The sequence below is a fragment of the Corallococcus sicarius genome, from assembly GCF_003611735.1.
GTDB classification, from domain to species: Bacteria; Myxococcota; Myxococcia; order Myxococcales; family Myxococcaceae; genus Corallococcus; species Corallococcus sicarius.
The window spans coordinates 1-20260 of sequence record NZ_RAWG01000172.1; the positions used below are offsets into that span (position 1 = coordinate 1).

Genomic DNA, 20260 nt, shown 5'->3' on the forward strand with positions numbered 1-20260 from the left:
TCCCCCGCCACCGCGTCCACCACCTGCGACAACACGAGCGGCCGGTCCACGACGGAGAACAGCCCCGGCGAGCCCCCGGCCACGGGCGGAATCAGCGCCACCTCCGCGTCCTGCGGCACCGGCGCGTCCAGCCCCACGAACTGCTGCTGCACCGCCACGCGCAGGTGCGGCAGGAGCGGCGTCAGGGACGGGTGCCGCGCGGAGAGCAGCGCCAGCACGTCCGACACGCGCGCGCCCTCGGGCACTTCCAGGGACTCCCGCGACACACCCGCGCGCTCACGGGCCGCGGCGAAGTACAGCACGGTGACGGCCATGGTCTGGGTGCCCTTCCCTTCTGATGCCTAGCGCTCGCGCAGCACGACGCGGCCCTGGAGGCGCCCGCCGCCCTCGGCCGGAGCGAAGTCGAGGAAGCCGTACTCCAATGGCGTGAGCTGCTCCAGCAGCGCCCCGATGAAGACCTGGCTCGCCAGGAGCTGGCCCTGCCCCACGCCCGGCACCGAGCGGGCGTTCGCGAGGTCCGCGCGCAGCCGGCCCAGGTCCACCATCAGCGACAGGTGCCCCGGCCCGAACGCCTCGGCGCCGAAGCGCGTGCGCAGCGTCGCGCCCACGTCGCCCGTCTCACGGCCGGAGAGCACCTCGCCCGCCTCCAGCGTCGCGCGCTCGGGGGTGAGCGTGAGCGACACCGGCTGCTCCAGCAGCCGCGTGCGGAAGCGCGTGGTGTTCCCCTGCGCCTCCTTCTGGAAGACGAGCGCGTTGTCCTGGAGCTGCTTCTGGACGAGCTGCAGCACCGGCGCCACCGACGTGAGCCCCGCCTCCATCACCACCGTGCCCTTGGGCGCCGGCCGCTGGTCGCGGATGAAGCTCTGGAAGAAGGCCGCCGCGTCGAAGTACACGAGCATCGCCACGTCGCCGCGCAGCGCCTTCAGCAGGGCCTCCGCGTCCAGCCCCTGCGTGCGCCAGCGCTCCAGCGTCTTCTGCCGCCGGGGCGAACCCGGCGAGCCGAACACCAGCCGCGCCAATTCCTCCGGAGGCACGGAGAGCTGCGCCGCCGCCACCGGCCCCGCCGCCGCGCGCCCGAGCAGCGCGGAGCCCGGGCCCCGCGTCGCGCCCAGCAGCGGCCGCGAGGACGACAGGAAGCCGTCCAGTTCCACCTGGTCCGCCTGCACCGCCAGCGCGCCGAAGAAGCCCCGCACCGGCATGTCCTCCGGGTCCGCGTCCGCCTCCAGCGCCGGAGGCGCCGAGAAGAGGAACACGCTGCCGTCGCGCACCTTGCCGCGCAGCTCCGACAGCACCGCGTGCTCCGACACGCCCGGCCCCGACTGGGCCTCCACCTTGCGGCGCACGAGGTTCACGTCCGGCGACTCCACCGCCAGCGCCTTCACCGGCACCCCGGGCTCCGGCGCCTCCGGCGAGTCCGGCACCGCGAGGTACACGTAGCCCCGGTCCGCGAACAGCAGCATCGGGAGGCCTCCGTCCACCGGCTCCACGCGCGCGCTGCCGTCCTCCTGGGGCAGCACCCGGTGGCCCGCGACCCGCAGCTCGCGCGCCACGGCCGCCAGCGCCGCGCGCGCGTCCGTCACGCCCAGGAGCGCCACCACGCCGTCGAAGTCCGGCACGAGGAAGAAGCCGAAGCCCTCCTCGGGGTCCACCTCCGTGGGGCCCCCGGTGAGGCTGCGCAGGAGCAGCGGCACGAGCGGCGCGTCCTGCAGCGTGCTCCGGGCGTTCCGCGCGCCCACCAGCCGCTCGTAGAAGTCCACCAGCCCCTCCACGTTGCCGCGGAGGCGGGGCACCCACAGCACCGTCTGCGCATCCGCCGGCACCGCGCGCAGCACCGGGCGCGGCACCACGGTGAGCACCACCCGGGCCAGCTCCTTCTCCCCGTCCAGCGCGCGCACCGTGTAGCGGCCCGCCGTGGCCCACGCGTGGCGCACGCCCGGCGCCGTCTGCGGCGGCGTCTGGTCCCCGAAGTCCCAGGTGACGGCAGGAGCCTTCGGGGACGTGGAGCCGAACGCCTCCGGCACGCCGGCCTCCACCGTGCGCTCCGGGCCCAGGTCGGGCCGCACGCCGTGACAGCCGGCCGCCCCCCACGCCAGGGCGACCGTCAGCAGGAGGAGCGGCAGGGAGGACGGGAGCGCGCGGGGACGGGACGCCATGGGCGCTGCCGTTAGTAATCCAACGCCAGACCGAACATCCAGCGCCGGCTGCCCAGGTTCAGGCCGTTGCCGCCGAAGTTGTTCACTTCCGCGTAGGTGTACTCGGCGAAGAGGTACGAGTGGTTCACGCCCAGGTCGGAGTCGAAGTCGCGCGCGAAGCGCGGCTCCAGCACGTCCAGGAGGAACGACACGCCGGCGGTGGCCGCGTAGCCCCACTTGCCGCCGCTGGCCTTGGAGCCCTCCACCACCTCGGTGGCGCTGCCCTTGGTCATCCACCACGGCGAATAGACGAGCCCCAGCTTGCCGTACGGCACCAGCGGCACGCCCCACTTGAAGGCGGCGTAGTCGAACTTGTAGAAGCCGTTGAGCTGCAGGGGCAGCACCTTCAGCGCCGCCTTGTCCGCCGCCTGCGTCCCGTCCTCCAGCAGCGCGTTGCCGTACTTCTCCGCGTAGCCGGCCGACAGGCCCAGGCCCGCCGTCCCGATGCCCTGGTAGAAGAAGCGCTGGAACTCCAGCTCGATGAGGAGCAGCGACGCGTCCCCGAACGTGTCCTTGTACGGAGTCCGGCCCTCGAGGGCCTTCTCCGTGTCGATGCGCGGCTTGTAGCCGCCCCCCCGGAAGATGATCGCGCCACTGCGCGGGGTGCGCGTGGGGATGGTCACCTCCTGCGCCACCGCCGGAACCGTCAAGAGAAGCGCCGCGACTCCCAGGCCCACTGCCGTGCTGCTCATGACACCTTCCTCCGAGACGACAACCAGATGCCCAGCGCGGCAAGCACCGCGCCGCCTGCGATGCCTCCGCCGGTCGCGGCACAGCCTCCGCGCTCCTGGCCGCCGGCATCCACATACGCATCGAACAAGCCATTGCTCTTGACGGGCGTGCCTTCCGCCGCGTCGGACAAATCACCTTCGTTGCCCGCTTCGTCGATGACCCGGGCCTGGACCCGGTAGGTCACCCCGTTGATCAGCCCGTCCGCCACCACGTTCCCCTCCCCGGCCGCCTTGCGGAAGCGGAGCGTGGGGCCCACCGGCGCCGGGACCACCGTGCCCGCGTCCGCCAGACCCGCGTCGACGTCGCCCGCGTCGACGTCGCCCGCGTCGACGTCGCCCGCGTCGACGTCGCCCGCGTCCTCACCGGCATCCGCGCCCGCGTCCTCAAGCGTCCCACCGTCCGCCGTCGTCAGTGGCGTGACCTCCACGACGACGGTGGACTTCGCCTCCACGCCGTCCACCTGGACCGACAACGCCGAGTCCCTGGCGATGACCTTCCCGATGGACGGCTTCGTGGGCGCCTGGGGGTCGTACTTCACCACGAAGGCGGGGGTCCCCACGCTGGAAAAGGTCGACGAGCAGGACGCGTCGTAGACGCTCGCGAACGTCTTCGCGGACGCGCACAGGTTGAAGCTGATCTCACTGGCCTGCGTCGCGCAGTTCGTCGGGGTCGCCAGCAACGTGAGCACGTCCTGCGCGGTGAAGGTCACCGTGCCCGAGGCCGTCGTGTCCGTGATGGTCGCGAGCTTCAGGTCCGTCACCCCGGGCTCCGCCCCGCAGCTGGACCTGGAAACAAACAGGAAGAGGCTTCCTCCGCTGCACAGGTTCCCCGTGCGGGTCCAGGAGAAGCGCACCGGCGTAGCGCAGTCCGCCTTGGACGTGAGCACGGTCGTTCCCGAGGTGGTGGACGTCGTCGTGAACGTCACCGCGGTCCCTGTCGTCTGGGCCACGGCCGTGGAGGCGAACAGCAGGAGGGCGGCAAGGGGGAGGCGCATGGATGGTGCGGAAGGCTAGCAAGGGCGGGGCCACCGACAAGCCCCGGCCGGATGGCCCGTTCAGCGGGAAAACCCCCGGGTTCGCGCGCCAAACAGACACGGCGCCCCCAGGGGCTCTGCCAAATTGTCAGGAGGGGCGCTCGGAGAGCTTGAGGCCGGCGTCCACCAGGTGGGAGGCGGCCCGACCGGCGTTGTCCACCGAGGCGAAGAGGGTCACCCACTCCGGGGCCTGGGGGAAGGCGCGCACCCGGCCCACGTGGACGGCCGGGTCGCTCATCACCAGCATGGGCATGGGGTAGATGCGCTCGCCGGGGGCATCCAGCACCTTGAGGGCGGGGGACGTCTTCAAGGCGGCACGCACCTGCTCCACCGGGGCGGGCTTCTTGAGCTGCACGTTCACGCTGAGGCCATGGCCGTGGAAGGTGGGCACCTGCACGGCGGTGCCGGCCAGCACGGGCACCTCGCCCAGGGCGGCGAACAAGCGCGCGGCCTCCAGCGTCCAGCCGCCCTCCTCCTCCGTCCAGGGGGAGTTCACCATGAAGCCGCCCACCTGGGGCACGAGGTTGAAGCCCACGCGGTGGGGGAAGGCCTGCGGCTCCGGCTCGCGGCCGGACAGCAGGTCCGCGGTCTGCTTCTCCAATTCGGAGATGCCGCGCACGCCCGCGCTGGAGGCTCCCATCAGCGCCGTCACCTGCGCGCGCACCACGCCGAACGCGCGGCGCAGCGGCTCCACCAGGTGCACGGTGGCGCTGGTGACGATGCCCGGCAGGCTCACCACCCGGCCCTTGAAGGAGAAGCCCGGCCCCAGCGCCTCGGTGTTGAAGCCCGGCAGGATGAGGGGCACGTTGCCGTCGCTCCGGAAGGCGTTGCTCGCGTCCACCACCCAGGCGCCCGCGGCCTGCGCGGCCGGGGCCAGCGTGCGGGAGGCCTCCGCCGGCGTGGCCAGCAGCACGACGTGGAGGCCCTTGAAGGCGTCCGCCGTCGCCAGCTCCACCTCCAGCGTGTCCTCGCCGTACTCCACCTCCAGGCCCTTGGAGCGCTCCGAGCCGAAGGCCTGCACCTGCTCCATCGGCACGTCGCGCGCGTACAGCGCGGCCAGCACCTCGCGGCCCACCACGCCCGTGGCGCCCACCACGCCAATCCGAAGGTTCTCTCTCATGACGAGTCCTTTACGCCACCGCCCCCACGAGCGCGAGCAGTCAGTCTTCCTTGAGCCGCGACGTGGGCACGGGGCCCGGCAGCGGCGGGAACTTGGGGTTGCGCTCCGGCTCCGAGGCCCGGACGTAGTGCGGCTCCAGCGCGAACAGCGCCTGCATGGAGTATGCGTCCGGAAGCTTCGCCAGCCGGCCCACCTCCACCGCGGACGGGTAGGCAGGCCCGGACAGGAGCCGGTGGGGCGCGACGCCGTGCTTCTCCAGCGCCTGCCGGTAGTCCGTCAGGGCGGGCCCCAGCGCGACGGCCTCGGGTTCGGCGGCCATGCGTTGGGCGACTTCTTCCGGCGACATCGCCGTCTCCGGCGCGAGCGCCTCCACGGTGTGGCCCGTGCGGCGGTAGGCCCCCAGGTACAGGTCATCCCGGCGCGCGACGGCGAGGCAGAACAGCGGCACGCCCTCCGGCCCCTCCAGCGCCACCGCCGCCAGCGACGACGCGCCGGCCACCTTCAGGCCGGTGGCGTACGCGAGCGCCTTCACCGTGGCGAGCCCGATGCGCAGGCCCGTGAAGGACCCTGGCCCCAGCCCCACGGCCAGCCCCTCCAGGTCGGTGAGCTTCAGGCCATGGCGCGCGAGCAGCTCCCCCACGACGCCGGGCAGGGCCTCGCTCTGCTTCTGGGGCGGCAGCACCACCATGTGCTCCACCGCGCGCACGTCGCCGCCCTGGCGTTCCACCAGGGCGAGCGACAGCGTCAGCGTGGAGGTGTCCAGCGCGAGCAGCACGGATGACATCCCTTCTTCTTCGTCGGGCTCGCAGCGAGCCGAATCAGGCCGGAACGGCCCAGGGGTCCAGCGGCACTTCCGACACGCGCACGCCGCACCGGTAGAGCCGCACGCGCGCCAGGCCCTTGTCCAGCATGCCCAGCGTCTTCGCGGCGGCCTTCGACAGGTCGATGATGCGACCGTCCACGAAGGGGCCGCGGTCGTTGACGCGCACCTCCACCTGGAGGCCGTTCTCCATGTTCAGCACCTTCACGCAGGTGCCGAAGCGCTCCGTGCGGTGCGCGGCGGTGAGCGCGTTCTGGTTGAACTTCTCCCCGCTCGCGGTGGGCCGGCCGTGCAGGCCCGGGCCGTAGAAGGACGCCAGGCCCTCGCCCAGGTACGCGCGCGGCATCTTGTCCCGGCGGGTCACCTTCGGCTCGTCCTTCGCCGCGCCCGGCTTCGTCTCCGGAGGCTGGGGCTTCGCCGCGCGTGACGCGCAGCCGGCGAACATGCCCAGGCCCAACAGCAGGAGTGCGCTCCGTCCTCGCATCATCACCTCTCTCTAGCGGGTCACGTCGTTCGTCACGGCCAGCAGCATGAGCAGGATGAGCAGCGCCAGGCCCACCATGTTCGCCACCTCGCGCACGCGCACGGGGATGGGGCGGCGGCGGATGCCCTCCCACGCCGCGGACAGCAGGTGGAAGCCATCCAGCACCGGGATGGGCAGCAGGTTCATCACGCCCAGGTTGATGGAGATGACGGCCATCAGGTTGAGGAAGCTGTCCATGCCCTGCTCGGCGGTCTTCGCGGCGAGCTGGTACATCATGATGGGGCCGCCAATCGTGCTGGGTGACACCTTGCCCACCAACAGCCCGCCCAGCACCTGCACCATCTGCCCGACAATCTTGGGGACGATGAGCGCGGCCTCCTTGAAGGCGGCCACCGGGCCCAGGTCGATGGTCACCTTCTCCACCGGCGGCACGTCCGCGCCGCTGAAGTTCCAGGCGCGCACGCCGAACACCAGCGGCGAGCTCGTCTGACCGTAGTCGTCGCGCATCTTGAGCGGCGCCTGCGCCAGCTTCTCCGTGCGCTCGCCCTGCTCGCCCCGCCACGTCAGCGTGAAGGGCTGGGCCTGCAGGCCGTTGAGCACCGTCATCAGCTTGTTGAAGGACTTCAGCGGCGTGCCGTTGATGGCCACGATGCGGTCGCCCGGCTTGAGGCCCGCGCCCTCCGCCACGCTGCCGGACGCCACCGACGCCACATAGAGGTCCACCGGCTCCGCGCCCAGCGCCGCCGGGCCCTCACCGGCCTGACGCGGCAGCGACACCTCCACCACCTCCGGCATCCGGCCGGACACGACGCCCACCGACATGGGCGCCAGCCGCGCGACCTTCAGCGCCAGCGGGGAGCCCTCCGGCACCTTGCCCACCTCGCGGTAGAGGGCCGCCTCGTCCTGCACGTGCACGCCGTTGACGGACAGCACCCGGTCAAAGCTCTTGAGGCCCGCGTTCGCCGCGGCCGAGTCCGCGAGCACGCCCACCACGGGGGGCTGCGGATAGGGGCTCACGCCAATCATCCCGCGCTCGACGGTGTCCACCGGGGACACCTCCGAGCTGCGCTCCGGCGTCACCTGCACCACGCGCTGCTGGCCGTCGCGCTCCAGGGTGACGGCCACGGGGCGCTCGAACTTGCCGACGAAGGCGTCGCGCATGTCGTCGAAGGTGCGGACGGGCTCCCCCTCCACGGAGAGGATGCGATCTCCGGGGCGGATGCCCGCGGCGGCGGCGGCCATGTCCGGCGACACCATGCCCACGCGCGTGGACAGCGTCTCCTGGGGGCCCAGGAAGACGAAGAAGTACACGAAGATGGGGAACACCAGGTTGAAGGCCGGCCCCGCCAGCACGATGAGGCCGCGCTTCCAGGGGGGCTGCGCGAGGAAGCCGCGCGAGGCCTCTTCCGGCGCCAGTTCCTCATGGGGCAGGTCGCCGGCCATCTTCACGTAGCCGCCCAGGGGCAGCAGGGCCACCTGGTACTCCGTCTCGCCCTTGGTGAAGCCGATGATCTTCGGCCCGAAGCCGATGGAGAACTTGAGGACCTTCACCCCACAGGCCTTGGCCACGAGGAAGTGGCCGAGCTCGTGCACCGTGACGAGCACGCCCAGCAGGAGGATGAAGAACCCGAGGTTCTGGAGCATGGGCCCAACAGTAATCGCGGCCCCCGGCACGGACAACGCGCAACAGCGGTTGCGCGGCAGACGGGCAGGCGCGAAAACGGGCACTTACGGCAGCAGGTGCCTCACGAACTGCACATAGACGAACACCAGCGGCGCGTTGAACACGAGCGCGTCGATGCGATCCAGGATGCCGCCGTGTCCGGGAATGAGCTTTCCGGAGTCCTTCACGCCGTTGGCGCGCTTGAGCATGGACTCGCACAGGTCGCCCACCGGCCCCATCACACCGCCGAAGAGGCCCAGCAGCACACAGTCCCACACGGTGAAGACGGGGAAGAAGAAGGCCCGGGCGACGAACATGCCCAGCACCGAGCCGACCATGCCGCCGAAGAAGCCCTCCCACGTCTTGTTCGGGCTCACCGTGGGGTAGAGCTTGTGCTTCCCGAGGAAGCGCCCCGCGAAGTACGCCAGCGTGTCGTTGGCCCACGTGATGGTGAGCGCGCAGATGACCCACGCGAGGCCGTGGTCGGGCAGCAGCCGCAGCGCGGACAGCGCGGTGAGGCCGATGGCGCCGTAGAGGAAGCCCGTGACGAGGTGCGCGGCACGGGTCGGCGCCTCCGCGAGCGAGCCCCGGAACAGGTTGTAGATCCACGCGAAGAAGAAGAAGACGGACGTCACCCAGAAGGCCGTCTCGCCCGTGCGCGCGGCGTCCCGCAGGGGCATGAGCGGCATGAGGAAGGCGGCGGCCATGCCCACCCAGGCGGCGGCGCCCAGGCGCTTCTGCGTGATGAGGTAGTACTCGCCGGTGCAGACGGCCGCGGCGGCGCCGAGCAGCACCGCGCTGTACCACCCGCCCAGGAACAGCAGCAGGAGCACCAGCGGGAGCAGGGTGAGGCCGGTGACAATCCGGATGAGGAGGTTCTTGTTCTTCTCGTTCACGCCTTGGCCCGCTGGGGTGTGTCGTCCCGGTTCACCTGGGCGGACGTCAGACCGAAGCGGCGCTCACGGCCCTGGAACTGCGACAGGCAGCGCAGGAACTCTTCGGTGCGGAAGTCGGGCCACAGGGCGTCGGTGAAGCACAGCTCGGCGTACGCCAGTTGCCAGAGCAGGAAGTTGGAGATCCGCAGCTCGCCGCTGGTGCGCACCACCAGGTCCACCGGGGGCAGCCCGAAGGTCCACAGCCGCGACTCCAGGTCGTGTGCCTCCAGGCGCGCGGGGTCCAGCTCTCCCCGGGCCACGGACTCGGCGAGGGAGCGCGCGGCGCGCAGCAGCTCCTCGCGGCCGCCGTAGGACAGGGCCAGGGTGAGGACCATCCCGGTGTTGTGGGCGGAGTCGGCCATCAGCCGCTCCAGCGGCTCCTTCACGAAGCGGGGCAGCTTCTCCACCTCGCCAATGGCGTTGAGGCGGATGCCGTTGTCCAGGATCTCCGCGCGCTCGGACTCCAGATATTCGCGCAGCAGGTCCATCAGCCCGGCGACCTCTTCGGCGGGGCGGGCCCAGTTCTGGGAGGAGAAGGCGTAGAGGGTGAGGGCCTGTACGCCCACCCGGCGGGCGGTGCGCGTCACCTCGCGGACACTCACACTGCCCTCGCGGTGGCCCTCCAGGCGCGGCTGGCCCCGCAGTTCGGCCCACCGCCCGTTGCCATCCATGATGATGCCCACGTGGCGCGGGAGTGGCCGGGCCTTGACCTGGACCTCGAGGGGAGTGGGCAGCACGGTGGGGCGATCCATGAAGCCGCGCACCCTAGCGGTGGCGCCGCGTCGCGTCCACGGGCGCGTGGCCGGCCGGTCCCCCTCCCCCGCTGGCCGGTCGCCTGCCCGGGTTGAACGGTTCATGAAGGGACAGAGCCCGGATAGAGTGGCCTTCCATGAAAACTCTCCTTGTCTTCCCCTCCTTCCGGACGCTCGGTGGGCTGCTGAGCCTGTGTCTGATGGGGGCGGGGCCGGCGTTCGGGCAGGCGGGCGGGCCTGGGGCGGCGAAGTCCTCCGTCACCCACGGGAGCTACTTCCAGGCGGCGATGGCGGAGACGGCCCGGCTCTATGACGACCTGGAGTACGAGCAGGCCCTGGCGGCGGTGACCCGGGCGAAGCGGCTGGCGCGTGAGGACGGGGAGCGGGCGTCGGCGGCCATCTTCGAAGGCATCGTGCTGGCGGACCTGGGCAGGCGCGAGGAGGCGCTGGCCTCCTTCCGGGCGGGCCTGATGCGGACGCCTGACGCGCCGCTGCCGGTGAAGGTTTCGCCCAAGGTGGAGAGCGACTTCGAGTCGGTGCGCCAGGCGGTGCAGCGCGACCGTCCCGCCCTCGCGCGTCCGGCGCCGAAGGATGCGCCGGTGCAACCGACGGTGGAGGCGCCGCCCGCGCTGACGCCGCCGACGGTGGTCGCGACGGCGCCGGAGCCTGCGCCCGGGGTGGACCTGAAGGCGGGGGTGCGGGAGTCGTCGCGCAAGGTGCCGACCCTGTCGTGGGTGCTCCTGGGCACGGGCGTGGCGGCGGGCGGCGTGGGGACCGTGTTCGGGCTCCAGTCACGCGGCAACGTGAGCTCCGCGCGGGAGGCGGAGCTGTCGTCCGACGTGAACGGGCACCTGGAAGACGCGCGCGGCCAGGCGCGGGTGGCGAACGTGCTGATTGGCACGGCGGTCGCCGCGGCGGCGGGCGCGGTCACCGCGTACTTCCTGAACGGTGAGTCCAAGGTGGCGGAGGGGACGCCGTGAGGGCGTGGGTCGCGGTGGTGCTGGTCCTCGGGCTGGGCGTGGGGTGCACCGTCCCGAGCAACGAGCAGGTCTTGCTGGAGCGGCTTTGCAAGGGACGGGACCTCAACTGCCCCGAGGGATGGAAGTGCGCCGCGAACCAGGATGTCTGCATCGAGAAGGACTGTGGCGACAGCATCGTCCAGTCCAGCGAGGCCTGCGACGACGGAAACATCGTCGACGGCGATGGCTGCAGCCGCGCCTGCGACTCCAGCGAGGTGTGCGGCAACCGCATCGTGGACATCGCCCGAGGCGAGAAGTGCGACGACGGCAACACCGTCACCGGGGACAAGTGCAGCGGCGACTGCCTGTCCAGCGAGGTGTGCGGCAACGGTACCGTGGACGAGGAAGTGGGCGAGAAGTGCGACGACGGCAACACCGCGAGCAACGACGGCTGTAGCGCGGACTGCCTCTCCCGCGAGGTGTGTGGCGATGGCTACACCGACTCCACCCGAGAGGAGCGCTGCGACGACGGCAACACCGTGAGCGGCGACGGCTGTAGCGCGGACTGCAAGTCCGATGAGACGTGCGGCAACTTCGTCACCGACCCCTCCAAGGGAGAAGTCTGCGACGACGGCAACACCCGTAACGAGACCGTGTGCCCCTCCGGCCCTGCGGATTGCCAGGTGTGCCAGGCCGATTGCAAGGCGGTCCTGACAGTCCCAGGCAACGTCTGCGGAGATGGCGCGAAGGACTCCAATCCGGCGAACGAGTCCTGCGATGACGGCAACACCGTCACCGAGGTCACGTGCCCCTACGGCACCGCGAGCTGCCAGCAGTGCAGCAACGACTGCAAGGTCGTCCTCAACCTCCAGGGCAGCTTTTGCGGCGACACCCGGCTGGACACCACCAACGAGTTCTGTGACGACGGCAACACCACCACCGAAGACACCTGCCCCTACGGCACCTCGAGTTGCAGGGTGTGCCGGTTCGACTGCAAGGAGAGCCTGACGCGCTTTGGCAACGTCTGCGGCGACACCAAGGTGGACCCGAACCCGGCGAACGAAGTCTGTGACGACGGCAACACCACCACGGAAGTGTCCTGCGCCTACGGCACCGCGAACTGCCAGAGGTGCAGCAGCGACTGCAAGGCCGTCCTCGAACTCCAGGGCAGCTACTGCGGGGATAGCAGGAGGGACGCCGCAACCGAGACCTGCGACGACGGCAACACCACCACGGAAGTGTCGTGCGCCTACGGCACCTCGAACTGCCAGGCATGCCGTGCCGACTGCCAGGCGGTCCTGTCACTCCAGGGCAACTTCTGCGGGGATGGCGTGAGGGACCTGGCCTACGAGGCCTGCGATGACGGCAACACCGTCACCGAGGTTACGTGCCCCTACGGCACCGCGAGCTGCCAGAGGTGCAGTAGCGACTGCCAGACCGTCCTCGACCTCCAGGGCAACGTCTGCGGGGATGGCATCAAGGATCCAAACCCGGCGAACGAAGCCTGCGACGACGGCAACAGCCTGGCCTGCGGCTCCTGCAGCGCCGATTGCAAGTTGCTGACGCTCAAGGAGGCCACGGGCACCATCACGCCCCCGGTAGGCTCGGGTCTAAAGGACGAGGAGACCTTCACCCTCAGCGACGGCATCAACCCGCCCGTCACCTTCGAGATCGACAAGAATGGCGGCCTCAAGAACCCCGCCCACCGGCCGGTCTTCGTCTCGAACGGAACCCAGGCGCAGATTGCCCTGGTCATCCAGACCGCCATCAACGCGGTGCCGGCTCCGTTCGAGATCCAGGCCTCGGTCCTCTCGGGGGCGAGCATCGTGGACCTCACGCATAAGCTGAAGGGCTCCATCGGCAACCAGGCCATGACGGAGACGGTCGCGGATGTGTACTTCAAGGTGAATGGGATGAAGGGCGGCGGCGGTTACGACTGTCCGCAAGGCGCTGAGTGCGTCGGCAACCAGGACTGTGACCGCGAGCTGGTGTGCGGAAGCGCCAGGGTCTGCACCGGACCTTGATGTCAGAGGGGGGCCCTCCCCAGTGCCTGCGGGCGCTGGGGAGCACCTCCGCTCGCACTGTCACTCCGTCAGCAGGTTTAGCTTGAAGACGTTGTCCTGCCCCGCCTTCACCACGAAGGTGCGCGTCACGTCCTTGCCCAGGTCCTTGTTCACGACCCGCACCTGATGCGAACCCTCCGTGGCCTCCACAGCCGCGAAGGGTGTCTGCCCGAGGCTCTTCCCATCCAGGTACACGCTCGCGTACGGGCGGATCCGGAACTCCAGCTTGCCCTTGGGCAGGTCGTTGCGACGCGAGGTCGAGACCGGCGGGCGACGCGGAGGGACCTTGGTCTGTGCGGGTCCAGCGGCCACCGTGGCCACGCCCGCATCGACCGGCGCACCGGTGACCGCAGGCACGGGACCGGGCTCGGCCACGACCACGGCCCGCGTGCCCGCGTCCACCGCTTGCGCCACGACGGGCACCGCCACCACTGACGCCGGGCGCACCTCAGGGGCAGGCGGTTCCGGCGGCTTCGCGGGAACAGTGTTCTTCGTGACCACGGGAGAGGACGGGACCTCGGGCGTCACGGCCTGCTCGCCGCGCCCCAGGAACATCCATCCCCCCACGGACGCAAGCACGCCCAGGGCCACGACCGAAGCCACCACCACCCCTCGACGTGAGCCGCGCCCCTGCTCCTGCACGGGCGCCACCGGCACGGGCGCGGGCGAGACCGGCGCTGGCGACTTCCGCACGGGTCGCGGCGACGCGAGGGCCTCGGCCAGGAGGCTGCCCGCGGAAGGCGTGGCGGGATCCGTCGCCGCGTCGAGCATGCCCGATGGCACCTCATCCGCCCCCGACGCCGTCTGCGCCGGAGCCGCCATGGAGCGCCCGTCCTCCGGGCCCTGTCGCGCCGCAGCGCCCCCACGAACGGGCGTCGTCAGGCGCTCCACGGCTCGCGGCTCCACTGGACGGGACGGCGCCTTCTCCTCCACGACCGGCGCCGCCGGCTCCCGGCCCTTCGACTCCACGCGCACGGGCGTGGGCACCACCGCGCCGCCTTCGGCCACCTGCGCCACCAGCCGGGCAATCTGATACGCGCCCACCGGTTCGCCCAGCGACAGCACGAACCGCTCCAGGTCCGACTGGAACGCGCGGCAGTCCGGATAGCGCTGCTCCCGGTCCTTCGCGAGCGCCTTCTCCAGGATGCGCTGCATCGCCACCGGCAGGTCGGCCCGGCGCTCCACCGCGGGCACGAAGGGCTCGAAGAGGATGGCCTGCATCATGCTCACGTCCGTCGTCGCCTCGAAGGGCCGCCGGCCGGTGAGCAGCTCGTAGAGCACCATCCCCAGCGCGTACACGTCCACGCGCGCATCCATGGCCTTCGCCTGGAGCTGCTCCGGTGGCATGTACGCCACCTTGCCCTTCACCACGCCCGTCTGTGTGCGGTGGCTCTGCCCCGCCACCTTCGCGATGCCGAAGTCCACCACCTTCACCGCGCCCTGCCGGGACACCAGGATGTTCTCCGGGCTGATGTCCCGGTGGATGAGCCCCAGCAGCGCCCCCGTCTCCGGGTCCGTCAGCTCGTGCGCGAACGCCAGCCCCTCCGCCGCCGAGGCCACCAGCTTCGCGCACACGGCCACCGGCAACGGGGCCTGCTGCGCGACCGACTGCTTGATGAGCCGGCGCAGCGTGGGCCCGTCGATGTACTCCATCGCCAGGAAGTAGCTGCCGTCGGCCTCGCCGAAGTCGAAGATCTGCACCACGTTCGGGTGGTCCAGCTGGGCGGCCAGCTTCGCCTCGCCCAGGAACATCTCCACGAACGCCTCGTCCTCCGCCAGGTGCGGCAGGATGCGCTTGAGTACGAGCGTCTTCTCGAAGCCCCGGGGCCCGGCGGCCTTCACCAGGAACACCTCCGCCATCCCCCCCGAGGCGAGCTTCCGAACGAGCTGGTACTTCCCCAGTTGCATTGAGTGGGAGCTTTCCCACGGTTTTCCGGAAAAGTGAAACGACCTTGAGGGTCGAGCGTTCGCCGGTGCGCAAGGTGTCACCACCTGTTTGACCGTGACGTGACGTGCTCCGTAGGATCCGCGTCCCCATGCCCCCCAAGGCCATTGGTCCCTACCGCGTGTTGGAGACGCTCGGCAGTGGCGGGGCCGGGACCGTGTATCGGGCCCTGGACCGCCGCACCAACGACGAGGTCGCGCTGAAGCTCCTGTCGACGGGTCCGTCGCTGGACGACCGCGCGGCCCGCAGACTCGTGCGCGAATTCGAGACCCTGGCGGACCTGTCCCACCCCAACGTGGTGAAGGTCTTCGAGGCCGGCGTCCACGAGGGCTGGCCGTACCTGGCCATGGAGTTCATCGAAGGGCTCACCCTGCGCCACTACCTCGACGTGAGCCTCGGCGGCGGCCCTCCCACGCCCCCGCCGCGCGGCCCCCTGTCCATCCGCCGCACCGAGGACGACGACTTCGGCAGCGTGGACGGCCCGGACGAGGACCCGTACGACGACTCGGCCGTGGACGATGACGACGACGGGACGTTCGGCCTCAACGCCTTCGCGGAGGAGGCCCCCAGCGAGGACCTGGCCAGCTTCCATGGCGGCGCGGGTGACGACTCGGATTCGGACGACGTGCCGTTGGATCCGCGCCGCGAGCCCGCGCGCAAGGCGTCCGCCACGGCGCACCCCACCGCGCCGCCGCGTCTGGCGGACCTGAACCGCCCGGAGCGCATGGGCCGGCTGAAGGACGCGCTGCTCCAGGTGTGCGAGGCGCTGGCGTACATCCACGGCCACGGGCTGGTGCACCGCGACCTGAAGCCGTCCAACATCATGGTGGACGACGACCGGCAGGTGCGGCTGATGGACTTCGGGCTGGCGAAGTTCCTCGCCGACGACGAGGGCATCACCGGGGACGGCAAGCTCGTGGGCACGTACCGCTACATGGCCCCGGAGCAGATTCTGGGAGAGCCGCTGGATGGGCGCTCGGACCTGTACAGCCTGGGCGTCATCCTGTACGAGCTGATGAGCGGGCGTCCGCCGTTCGACGCGAAAACGCCGCACGAGCTGTGGCGCCAGGTGCTGGAGACGGAGGCACCGCCACTGCTCGCGCTCAACCTGCATGGCGACCCGCAGCTCGCACGGGTGGCCCATCGCCTCATCCGCAAGGAGCCGGACGACCGGTTCCAGACGGCCGAGGAAGTCTACGAGGCCCTCTCCGAGTGAGCACCGCGACGACGCACACCCTCACCGTGGCCGCCGACAAGGCGGGCCAGCGCGTGGACCTGTTCGTGGGAGAGGCCCTGGGCCTGTCCCGCGCGCGCATGAAGCGCCTCTTCGACGAGGGACAGGTGCGCGTGAATGGCCGCCCCGCGAAGAAGGGCCTGATGGTGGCCGGAGGCCAGCAGATCTCCGTGACGGTGGAGGAGACGACGCGCGAGGCCGTGCCCGACGCGGACTTCCCGCTCGTCATCCTCCACGAGGACGCCTCGCTCATCTTCGTGGACAAGCCCGCCGGCCGGCCCTCGCACCCGCTGCAGCCGGGTGAGACGGGCACGGTGGCCAACGCCCTGGTGGCGCGCTACCCCGAGTGCGCGCAGGCGTCCCAGGACCCGCGCGAGGGCGGCCTGTGCCACCGCCTGGACGTGGAGACGTCCGGGGTGCTGGCCGCGGCCCGCACGCGCGAGGCCTGGACCTCCGTGCGCGAGGCCTTCAGCGGCCGCGCCGTGGACAAGCGCTACATCGCCCTGGTGACGGGACCGCTCGCGGACGAGGGCGAGGTGGACGTGCCCCTGCGCCACCACCCGCGCCACCCGGACCGCGTGGAGCCCGCGCCCCATGGCGCCGAGGACGCCCGCGAGGCGGTGTCCCACTTCCGCGTGCTCGCGCGTGCGCAGGACTACAGCCTCGTGGAGGTGCGCATCCTCACTGGCGTGCTGCACCAGGTGCGCGCGCACCTGGCCGGCGTGGGTGCGCCGCTCGTGGGGGACGCGCTCTACGGAGGCCGCGAGGCGCCGGAGCTGGGCCGCTTCTTCCTGCACGCCCGCTCGCTCACCCTGCCCCACCCCGTCACGAAGGAGCCCGTGCGCGTGCAGAGCCCGCTGCCCCAGGACCTGGTGGCGGAGCTTGGGCGGCACGGCCTGACGCTGCCGGAGACGGCGCCGGAGGGTGCGGCACTCGGAGCGGCGCCCGGGGCGGCGTCCGGAGCTACTGGCCCATCACCTTGACGATGACGCGCTTGCGGCGCTGGCCGTCGAACTCCGCGTAGAACACCTGCTGCCAGGGGCCCAGGTCCAGCTTGCCGGCGGTGACGGGAATCAGGACCTGGTGGTGGACGAGCATGGACTTCAAGTGCGCGTCCCCGTTGTCCTCGCCGGTGCGGTGGTGGCGGTAGTCGGGCCCGGAGGGTGCGAGGTGCTGGAGCCACTCCCAGATGTCCTCGTGGAGGCCGGGCTCGTCGTCGTTGACGAAGACGCCCGCGGTGATGTGCATGGCGGACACCAGCACCATGCCCTCCTGGATGCCGCTCTTCTTCAGGAGCGCCGCCACGGTGTCGGTGAGGCGCACCAGCTCACGCCGGGACTTCGTCTCGAACCAGAGGTATTCGGTGAGGGTCTTCATGGGCCGCACTGTCAGAGGGGGCCACTAGAGTGACTCACGCCATGCGAGCCATCCTCCACGTGGACATGGACGCGTTCTACGCGTCCGTCGAACAGCGCGACAACCCGTCCCTCAGGGGCAAGCCCGTCATCGTTGGCGGGCATGCACAGCGCGGCGTGGTGGTGGCCGCGTCCTACGAAGTGCGGCCCTTCGGGGTGAAGAGCGCGATGCCCATGGCGCGGGCCATGAAGCAGGCGCCGCACGCGCTGGTGGTGAAGCCCCGCTTCTCCGCCTACGCGGAGGCGAGCGAACAGGTGTTCGCCATCTTCGAGCGCTACACACCGCTGATCGAGCCGCTGTCGCTGGACGAGGCGTTCCTGGACGTGACGGCGTCGGTGGGGCTGTTCGGCGCGGCGGCGGACATCGCGCGGCGGATCCGCAAGGAGATTGCCCACGAGCTGAACCTGCCGGCGTCCGCGGGCATCGCCACGGCGAAGTTCGTGGCGAAGATTGCGTCCGACCTGGCCAAGCCCAACGGCCAGCGCGAGGTGCGGCCCGAGGAGACGGTGGCCTTTCTCGCGGGGCTGCCGGTGTCGCGGCTGTGGGGCGTGGGGCCCAAGACGGAAGAGGCGATGAAGCGCGCGGGGCTCACGACCATCGGGGACGTGGCGGCGCGGGAGCTGGGGTGGCTGGAGGAGCGCTTCGGCTCCAGCGGCAGGCACCTGTGGGAGCTGTCGCACGGCATCGACGCGCGGGACGTGGTGCCGGACCGGGCCGCCAAGAGCGTGGGCGCGGAGGACACGTTCGAGGAGGACCTGACGGGCCTGGAGACGCTCAAGCCACACGTGCACGCGCAGGCGCTGCGGGTGGCGCGGCGGCTGCGCAGGGCGTCGCTCAAGGGCCGCGTGGTGCAGCTCAAGCTGAAGTTCGCGGACTTCACGCTCATCACCCGGCGCACCACGCTGCGCGAGCCGACGGATGACGGGCAGGTGCTCTACCGCGCGGCGCTGGAGCTGCTGGAGCGCGCGCACGAGGGCAAGGCGCTGCGGCTCACGGGCGTCAGCGTGCAACTGGACGAGGACGAGGCGCAGCTCGGGCTGTTCCCCGCGGCGGCGCCCCGGGCCTCGAAGCTGAACGAGGCGATGGACCGCATCGCGGCCCGCTTCGGCAGCAAGGCCATCACCATGGCGGACATCGTGGGGGCGGAGGCGCCGGACGATGACGACCCGCGCTCCGAGCGTCCGGTGGAGCGGCTGAAGCCCGTGGAGAAGCCGAAGCGCTGAAGCACTCCGGCCCTGCGTCCCGAAGGACTACCCCTCGCCCGCGTCGGAGCCGGAGGACGATGCCGGACGCTCGGCGCCCGAACCGCTGCCCTCGCTGCTGCCACCGCCGGTGCGACGGCGACGACGGCGACGGCGCTTCTTGCGGGGCCCATCCGTGTCCCCGCCGCCATTCGCGCTCGCGCGCGCCGGGGGCACCTCTCCGGCCTGCCAGGCCTCCAGCGCCTCGCGGCCCTCACCCGTGGCCTCCACCGTCATCGCGAAGACGGCCAGCGCCTCGTTGAAGAGCGGGTGGCGGCGGAAGGCACCGGCCTTCTTGCGGCGCTCTCCGGACAGCGTGCGCTGCATCATCAGCAGCATGCGGCAGCGCTCGGCGATGCGGCGCGGCAGCCGGGCGGCCTCCACGAAGCCCGCGAGCAGGTCCTCGATGACGTGCGCGACGGACGCGCGCGACTCGTCCTGGGACTCCTCCGCCGGCTCCGTGCGGCCAATGGGCACGAGCAGCGTCGCCAGCAGGATGGCGTCGTCCAGCACCTCGCCCGCGGACACGCGCTTGTCCAGCGCTTCGGCGAAGGCATAGAAGGTCTTCTCCCCTTCCTTGCCGTTCTCCCGCAGGTACGCGTCCACCGGGGGCAGCAGCAGCTTCAGCGCGTCCAGCGCCGCGAGCAGCTTCAGCGCCGGGGCGGACCTGCCGGTGCGGATGAGCCGGAAGGTCTCCTCCAGCAGGCGCGCGGGCGCGCAGCGCGGCAGGTCCTCCACCGCGCCCTCCATCGCCGCGTAGGTGCGCGACTCGATGTCCAGGTCCAGCTTCGCCGCGAAGCGCACCGCGCGCAGGATGCGCACCGGGTCCTCGCGCATGCGGATCTCCGGGTCGCCAATGGTCCGGATGAACCGCTCGTCCAGGTCACGCCGGCCGCGCACGTAGTCGATGACCCGACCTTCCGCGGCGTCGTAGAACAGGCCGTTGATGGTGAAGTCGCGGCGGCGCGCGTCCTGCTGCGCGGTGCCGAAGACGTTGTCGTGCGTGATGAGCAGGTCCTCGCCGGACGGCTCCTCCGTGGACGCGCCCGGGGGCGGCTCCAGCTCCGACGGGTTCGCGCGGAAGGTGGACACCTCCACGATCTTCCCGCCCTTGAAGTAGACGTGCGCCAGCCGGAAGCGCCGTCCAATCAGCCGGCAGTTGCGGAAGACGGCGCGCACCTCGCCCGGGTGGGCGCTCGTCGCGACGTCGAAGTCCTTGGGCTTCTTGCCCAGGAGCAGGTCGCGCACGCAGCCGCCCACCAGGTACGCCTGGTGCCCGTGCTGGTGCAGCCGCAGCACCACCTTGAGCGCGTCCGGGTCCATCTCGTCCGGGTCGATTTCGGCGGGCTCGCCGGTGCGCGTGGTGGTGGGCGCCTGCAGCTCCGGCTCGTTCGCCGCGGGCTCCGGCTCCGGCTCCAGGATGACGGCCTCGGGCTCCTCCGCCTCGTCACCGGCTTCGGCGGCGGCCTGGGCGTCCTCGGCCTCCGCGGCCTTCAGGGCCTCGGTGGCACGCCGGATTTCGTCGCTCACCTCGGGGTCGGCCGGGCCGGCGTCCTCGGTGTCGTCATCGTCGTCGAACCCTTCGTCGTCTCCGACGTCCGCGGCGTCCGCGGAGAAGGCGGACACGGCGCCTTCGTCGGCGGGGGCCTCGGAGGGCCGGGCGGGGGGCGG

General features: G+C 71.3%; 18 protein-coding genes. 5 read left to right on the forward strand and 13 right to left on the reverse strand.

The features are described 5' to 3' along the window. The 10 genes from D7X12_RS24325 to uppS form a co-directional block, all read right to left on the reverse strand. Positions 1–314 (reverse strand): MoaD/ThiS family protein (locus D7X12_RS24325; RefSeq protein WP_147443789.1); only part of this gene is annotated, 314 nt, incomplete at its 3' end. A 27-nt stretch (positions 315–341) separates the two neighbouring features. Then, positions 342–2153 (reverse strand): PKD domain-containing protein, encoded by a 1812-nt coding sequence (locus D7X12_RS24330; protein ID WP_120627665.1) that lies wholly within the window; start codon positions 2151–2153, stop codon positions 342–344. An 11-nt stretch (positions 2154–2164) separates the two neighbouring features. Next, the gene (locus D7X12_RS24335) at positions 2165–2884 is read right to left on the reverse strand and encodes an MXAN_2562 family outer membrane beta-barrel protein (protein ID WP_120627666.1); all 720 of its coding nucleotides are present in this window, start codon (positions 2882–2884) and stop codon (positions 2165–2167) included. Next, a complete protein-coding gene (locus tag D7X12_RS24340; protein WP_147443790.1) occupies positions 2881–3918 on the reverse strand; it encodes an MXAN_2561 family MXYO-CTERM-anchored protein in 1038 nt (345 codons plus the stop codon). Before D7X12_RS24340 ends, D7X12_RS24335 begins: the two co-directional genes overlap by 4 nt. Before the next feature lie 127 nt (positions 3919–4045). Further along, entirely contained in the window at positions 4046–5077 is a 1032-nt protein-coding gene (locus D7X12_RS24350; protein ID WP_120627669.1) for an aspartate-semialdehyde dehydrogenase, read from the reverse strand. Positions 5078–5117: 40 nt separating this feature from the next. Beyond that, positions 5118–5861 carry a tRNA (adenosine(37)-N6)-threonylcarbamoyltransferase complex dimerization subunit type 1 TsaB gene (gene tsaB / locus D7X12_RS24355; RefSeq protein ID WP_120627670.1) on the reverse strand — a complete coding sequence of 248 codons (744 nt, stop codon included), beginning with the start codon at positions 5859–5861 and terminating at the stop codon, positions 5118–5120. Positions 5862–5895: 34 nt separating this feature from the next. Beyond that, positions 5896–6381 carry a septal ring lytic transglycosylase RlpA family protein gene (locus D7X12_RS24360; RefSeq protein WP_120627680.1) on the reverse strand — a complete coding sequence of 162 codons (486 nt, stop codon included), beginning with the start codon at positions 6379–6381 and terminating at the stop codon, positions 5896–5898. Positions 6382–6393: 12 nt separating this feature from the next. Further along, on the reverse strand, positions 6394–8025 hold the full coding sequence (gene rseP, locus D7X12_RS24365; protein ID WP_120627671.1) for an RIP metalloprotease RseP: 1632 nt from the start codon (positions 8023–8025) through the stop codon (positions 6394–6396). 84 nt (positions 8026–8109) lie between these two features. Then, the gene (locus D7X12_RS24370) at positions 8110–8940 is read right to left on the reverse strand and encodes a phosphatidate cytidylyltransferase (RefSeq protein ID WP_120627672.1); all 831 of its coding nucleotides are present in this window, start codon (positions 8938–8940) and stop codon (positions 8110–8112) included. After that, entirely contained in the window at positions 8937–9731 is a 795-nt protein-coding gene (uppS, locus tag D7X12_RS24375; RefSeq protein ID WP_120627681.1) for a polyprenyl diphosphate synthase, read from the reverse strand. Before uppS ends, D7X12_RS24370 begins: the two co-directional genes overlap by 4 nt. 137 nt (positions 9732–9868) lie before the next feature. Here uppS and D7X12_RS24380 point away from each other — a divergent pair, with 137 nt between their 5' ends. After that, positions 9869–10711, forward strand: coding sequence for a tetratricopeptide repeat protein (locus D7X12_RS24380; protein WP_120627673.1), 843 nt, complete (start codon positions 9869–9871; stop codon positions 10709–10711). Further along, the gene (locus D7X12_RS24385; protein ID WP_120627674.1) at positions 10708–12714 is read left to right on the forward strand and encodes a DUF4215 domain-containing cysteine-rich repeat protein; all 2007 of its coding nucleotides are present in this window, start codon (positions 10708–10710) and stop codon (positions 12712–12714) included. The genes D7X12_RS24380 and D7X12_RS24385 overlap by 4 nt, the downstream gene beginning before the upstream one ends. 60 nt (positions 12715–12774) lie before the next feature. Here the strand turns inward: D7X12_RS24385 and D7X12_RS24390 are convergent, their stop codons facing one another. Continuing rightward, on the reverse strand, positions 12775–14661 hold the full coding sequence (locus D7X12_RS24390) for a serine/threonine protein kinase (protein ID WP_120627675.1): 1887 nt from the start codon (positions 14659–14661) through the stop codon (positions 12775–12777). 128 nt (positions 14662–14789) lie between these two features. Between D7X12_RS24390 and D7X12_RS24395 the strand changes: the two genes are divergently transcribed. Both D7X12_RS24395 and D7X12_RS24400 read left to right on the forward strand, forming a co-directional pair. Then, positions 14790–15914 (forward strand): serine/threonine-protein kinase, encoded by a 1125-nt coding sequence (locus tag D7X12_RS24395; protein ID WP_120627676.1) that lies wholly within the window; start codon positions 14790–14792, stop codon positions 15912–15914. Beyond that, complete coding sequence (locus tag D7X12_RS24400; protein ID WP_120627677.1) at positions 15911–16915, forward strand: RluA family pseudouridine synthase; 1005 nt, start codon at positions 15911–15913, stop codon at positions 16913–16915. Before D7X12_RS24395 ends, D7X12_RS24400 begins: the two co-directional genes overlap by 4 nt. Here the strand turns inward: D7X12_RS24400 and D7X12_RS24405 are convergent. Further along, positions 16896–17309, reverse strand: coding sequence for a secondary thiamine-phosphate synthase enzyme YjbQ (locus D7X12_RS24405; protein ID WP_120627678.1), 414 nt, complete (start codon positions 17307–17309; stop codon positions 16896–16898). The two genes, D7X12_RS24400 and D7X12_RS24405, sit on opposite strands and share 20 nt — an antisense overlap. A 41-nt stretch (positions 17310–17350) precedes the next feature. Between D7X12_RS24405 and dinB the strand changes: the two genes are divergently transcribed. After that, positions 17351–18571: a DNA polymerase IV gene (gene dinB, locus D7X12_RS24410; RefSeq protein ID WP_120627679.1), complete on the forward strand. Its 1221-nt coding sequence runs from the start codon at positions 17351–17353 to the stop codon at positions 18569–18571. A 27-nt stretch (positions 18572–18598) separates the two neighbouring features. Here dinB and pcnB read toward each other — a convergent pair. Then, a partial coding sequence (gene pcnB, locus D7X12_RS24415) for a polynucleotide adenylyltransferase PcnB (protein WP_439329392.1) occupies positions 18599–20260 on the reverse strand: 1662 nt, incomplete at its 5' end.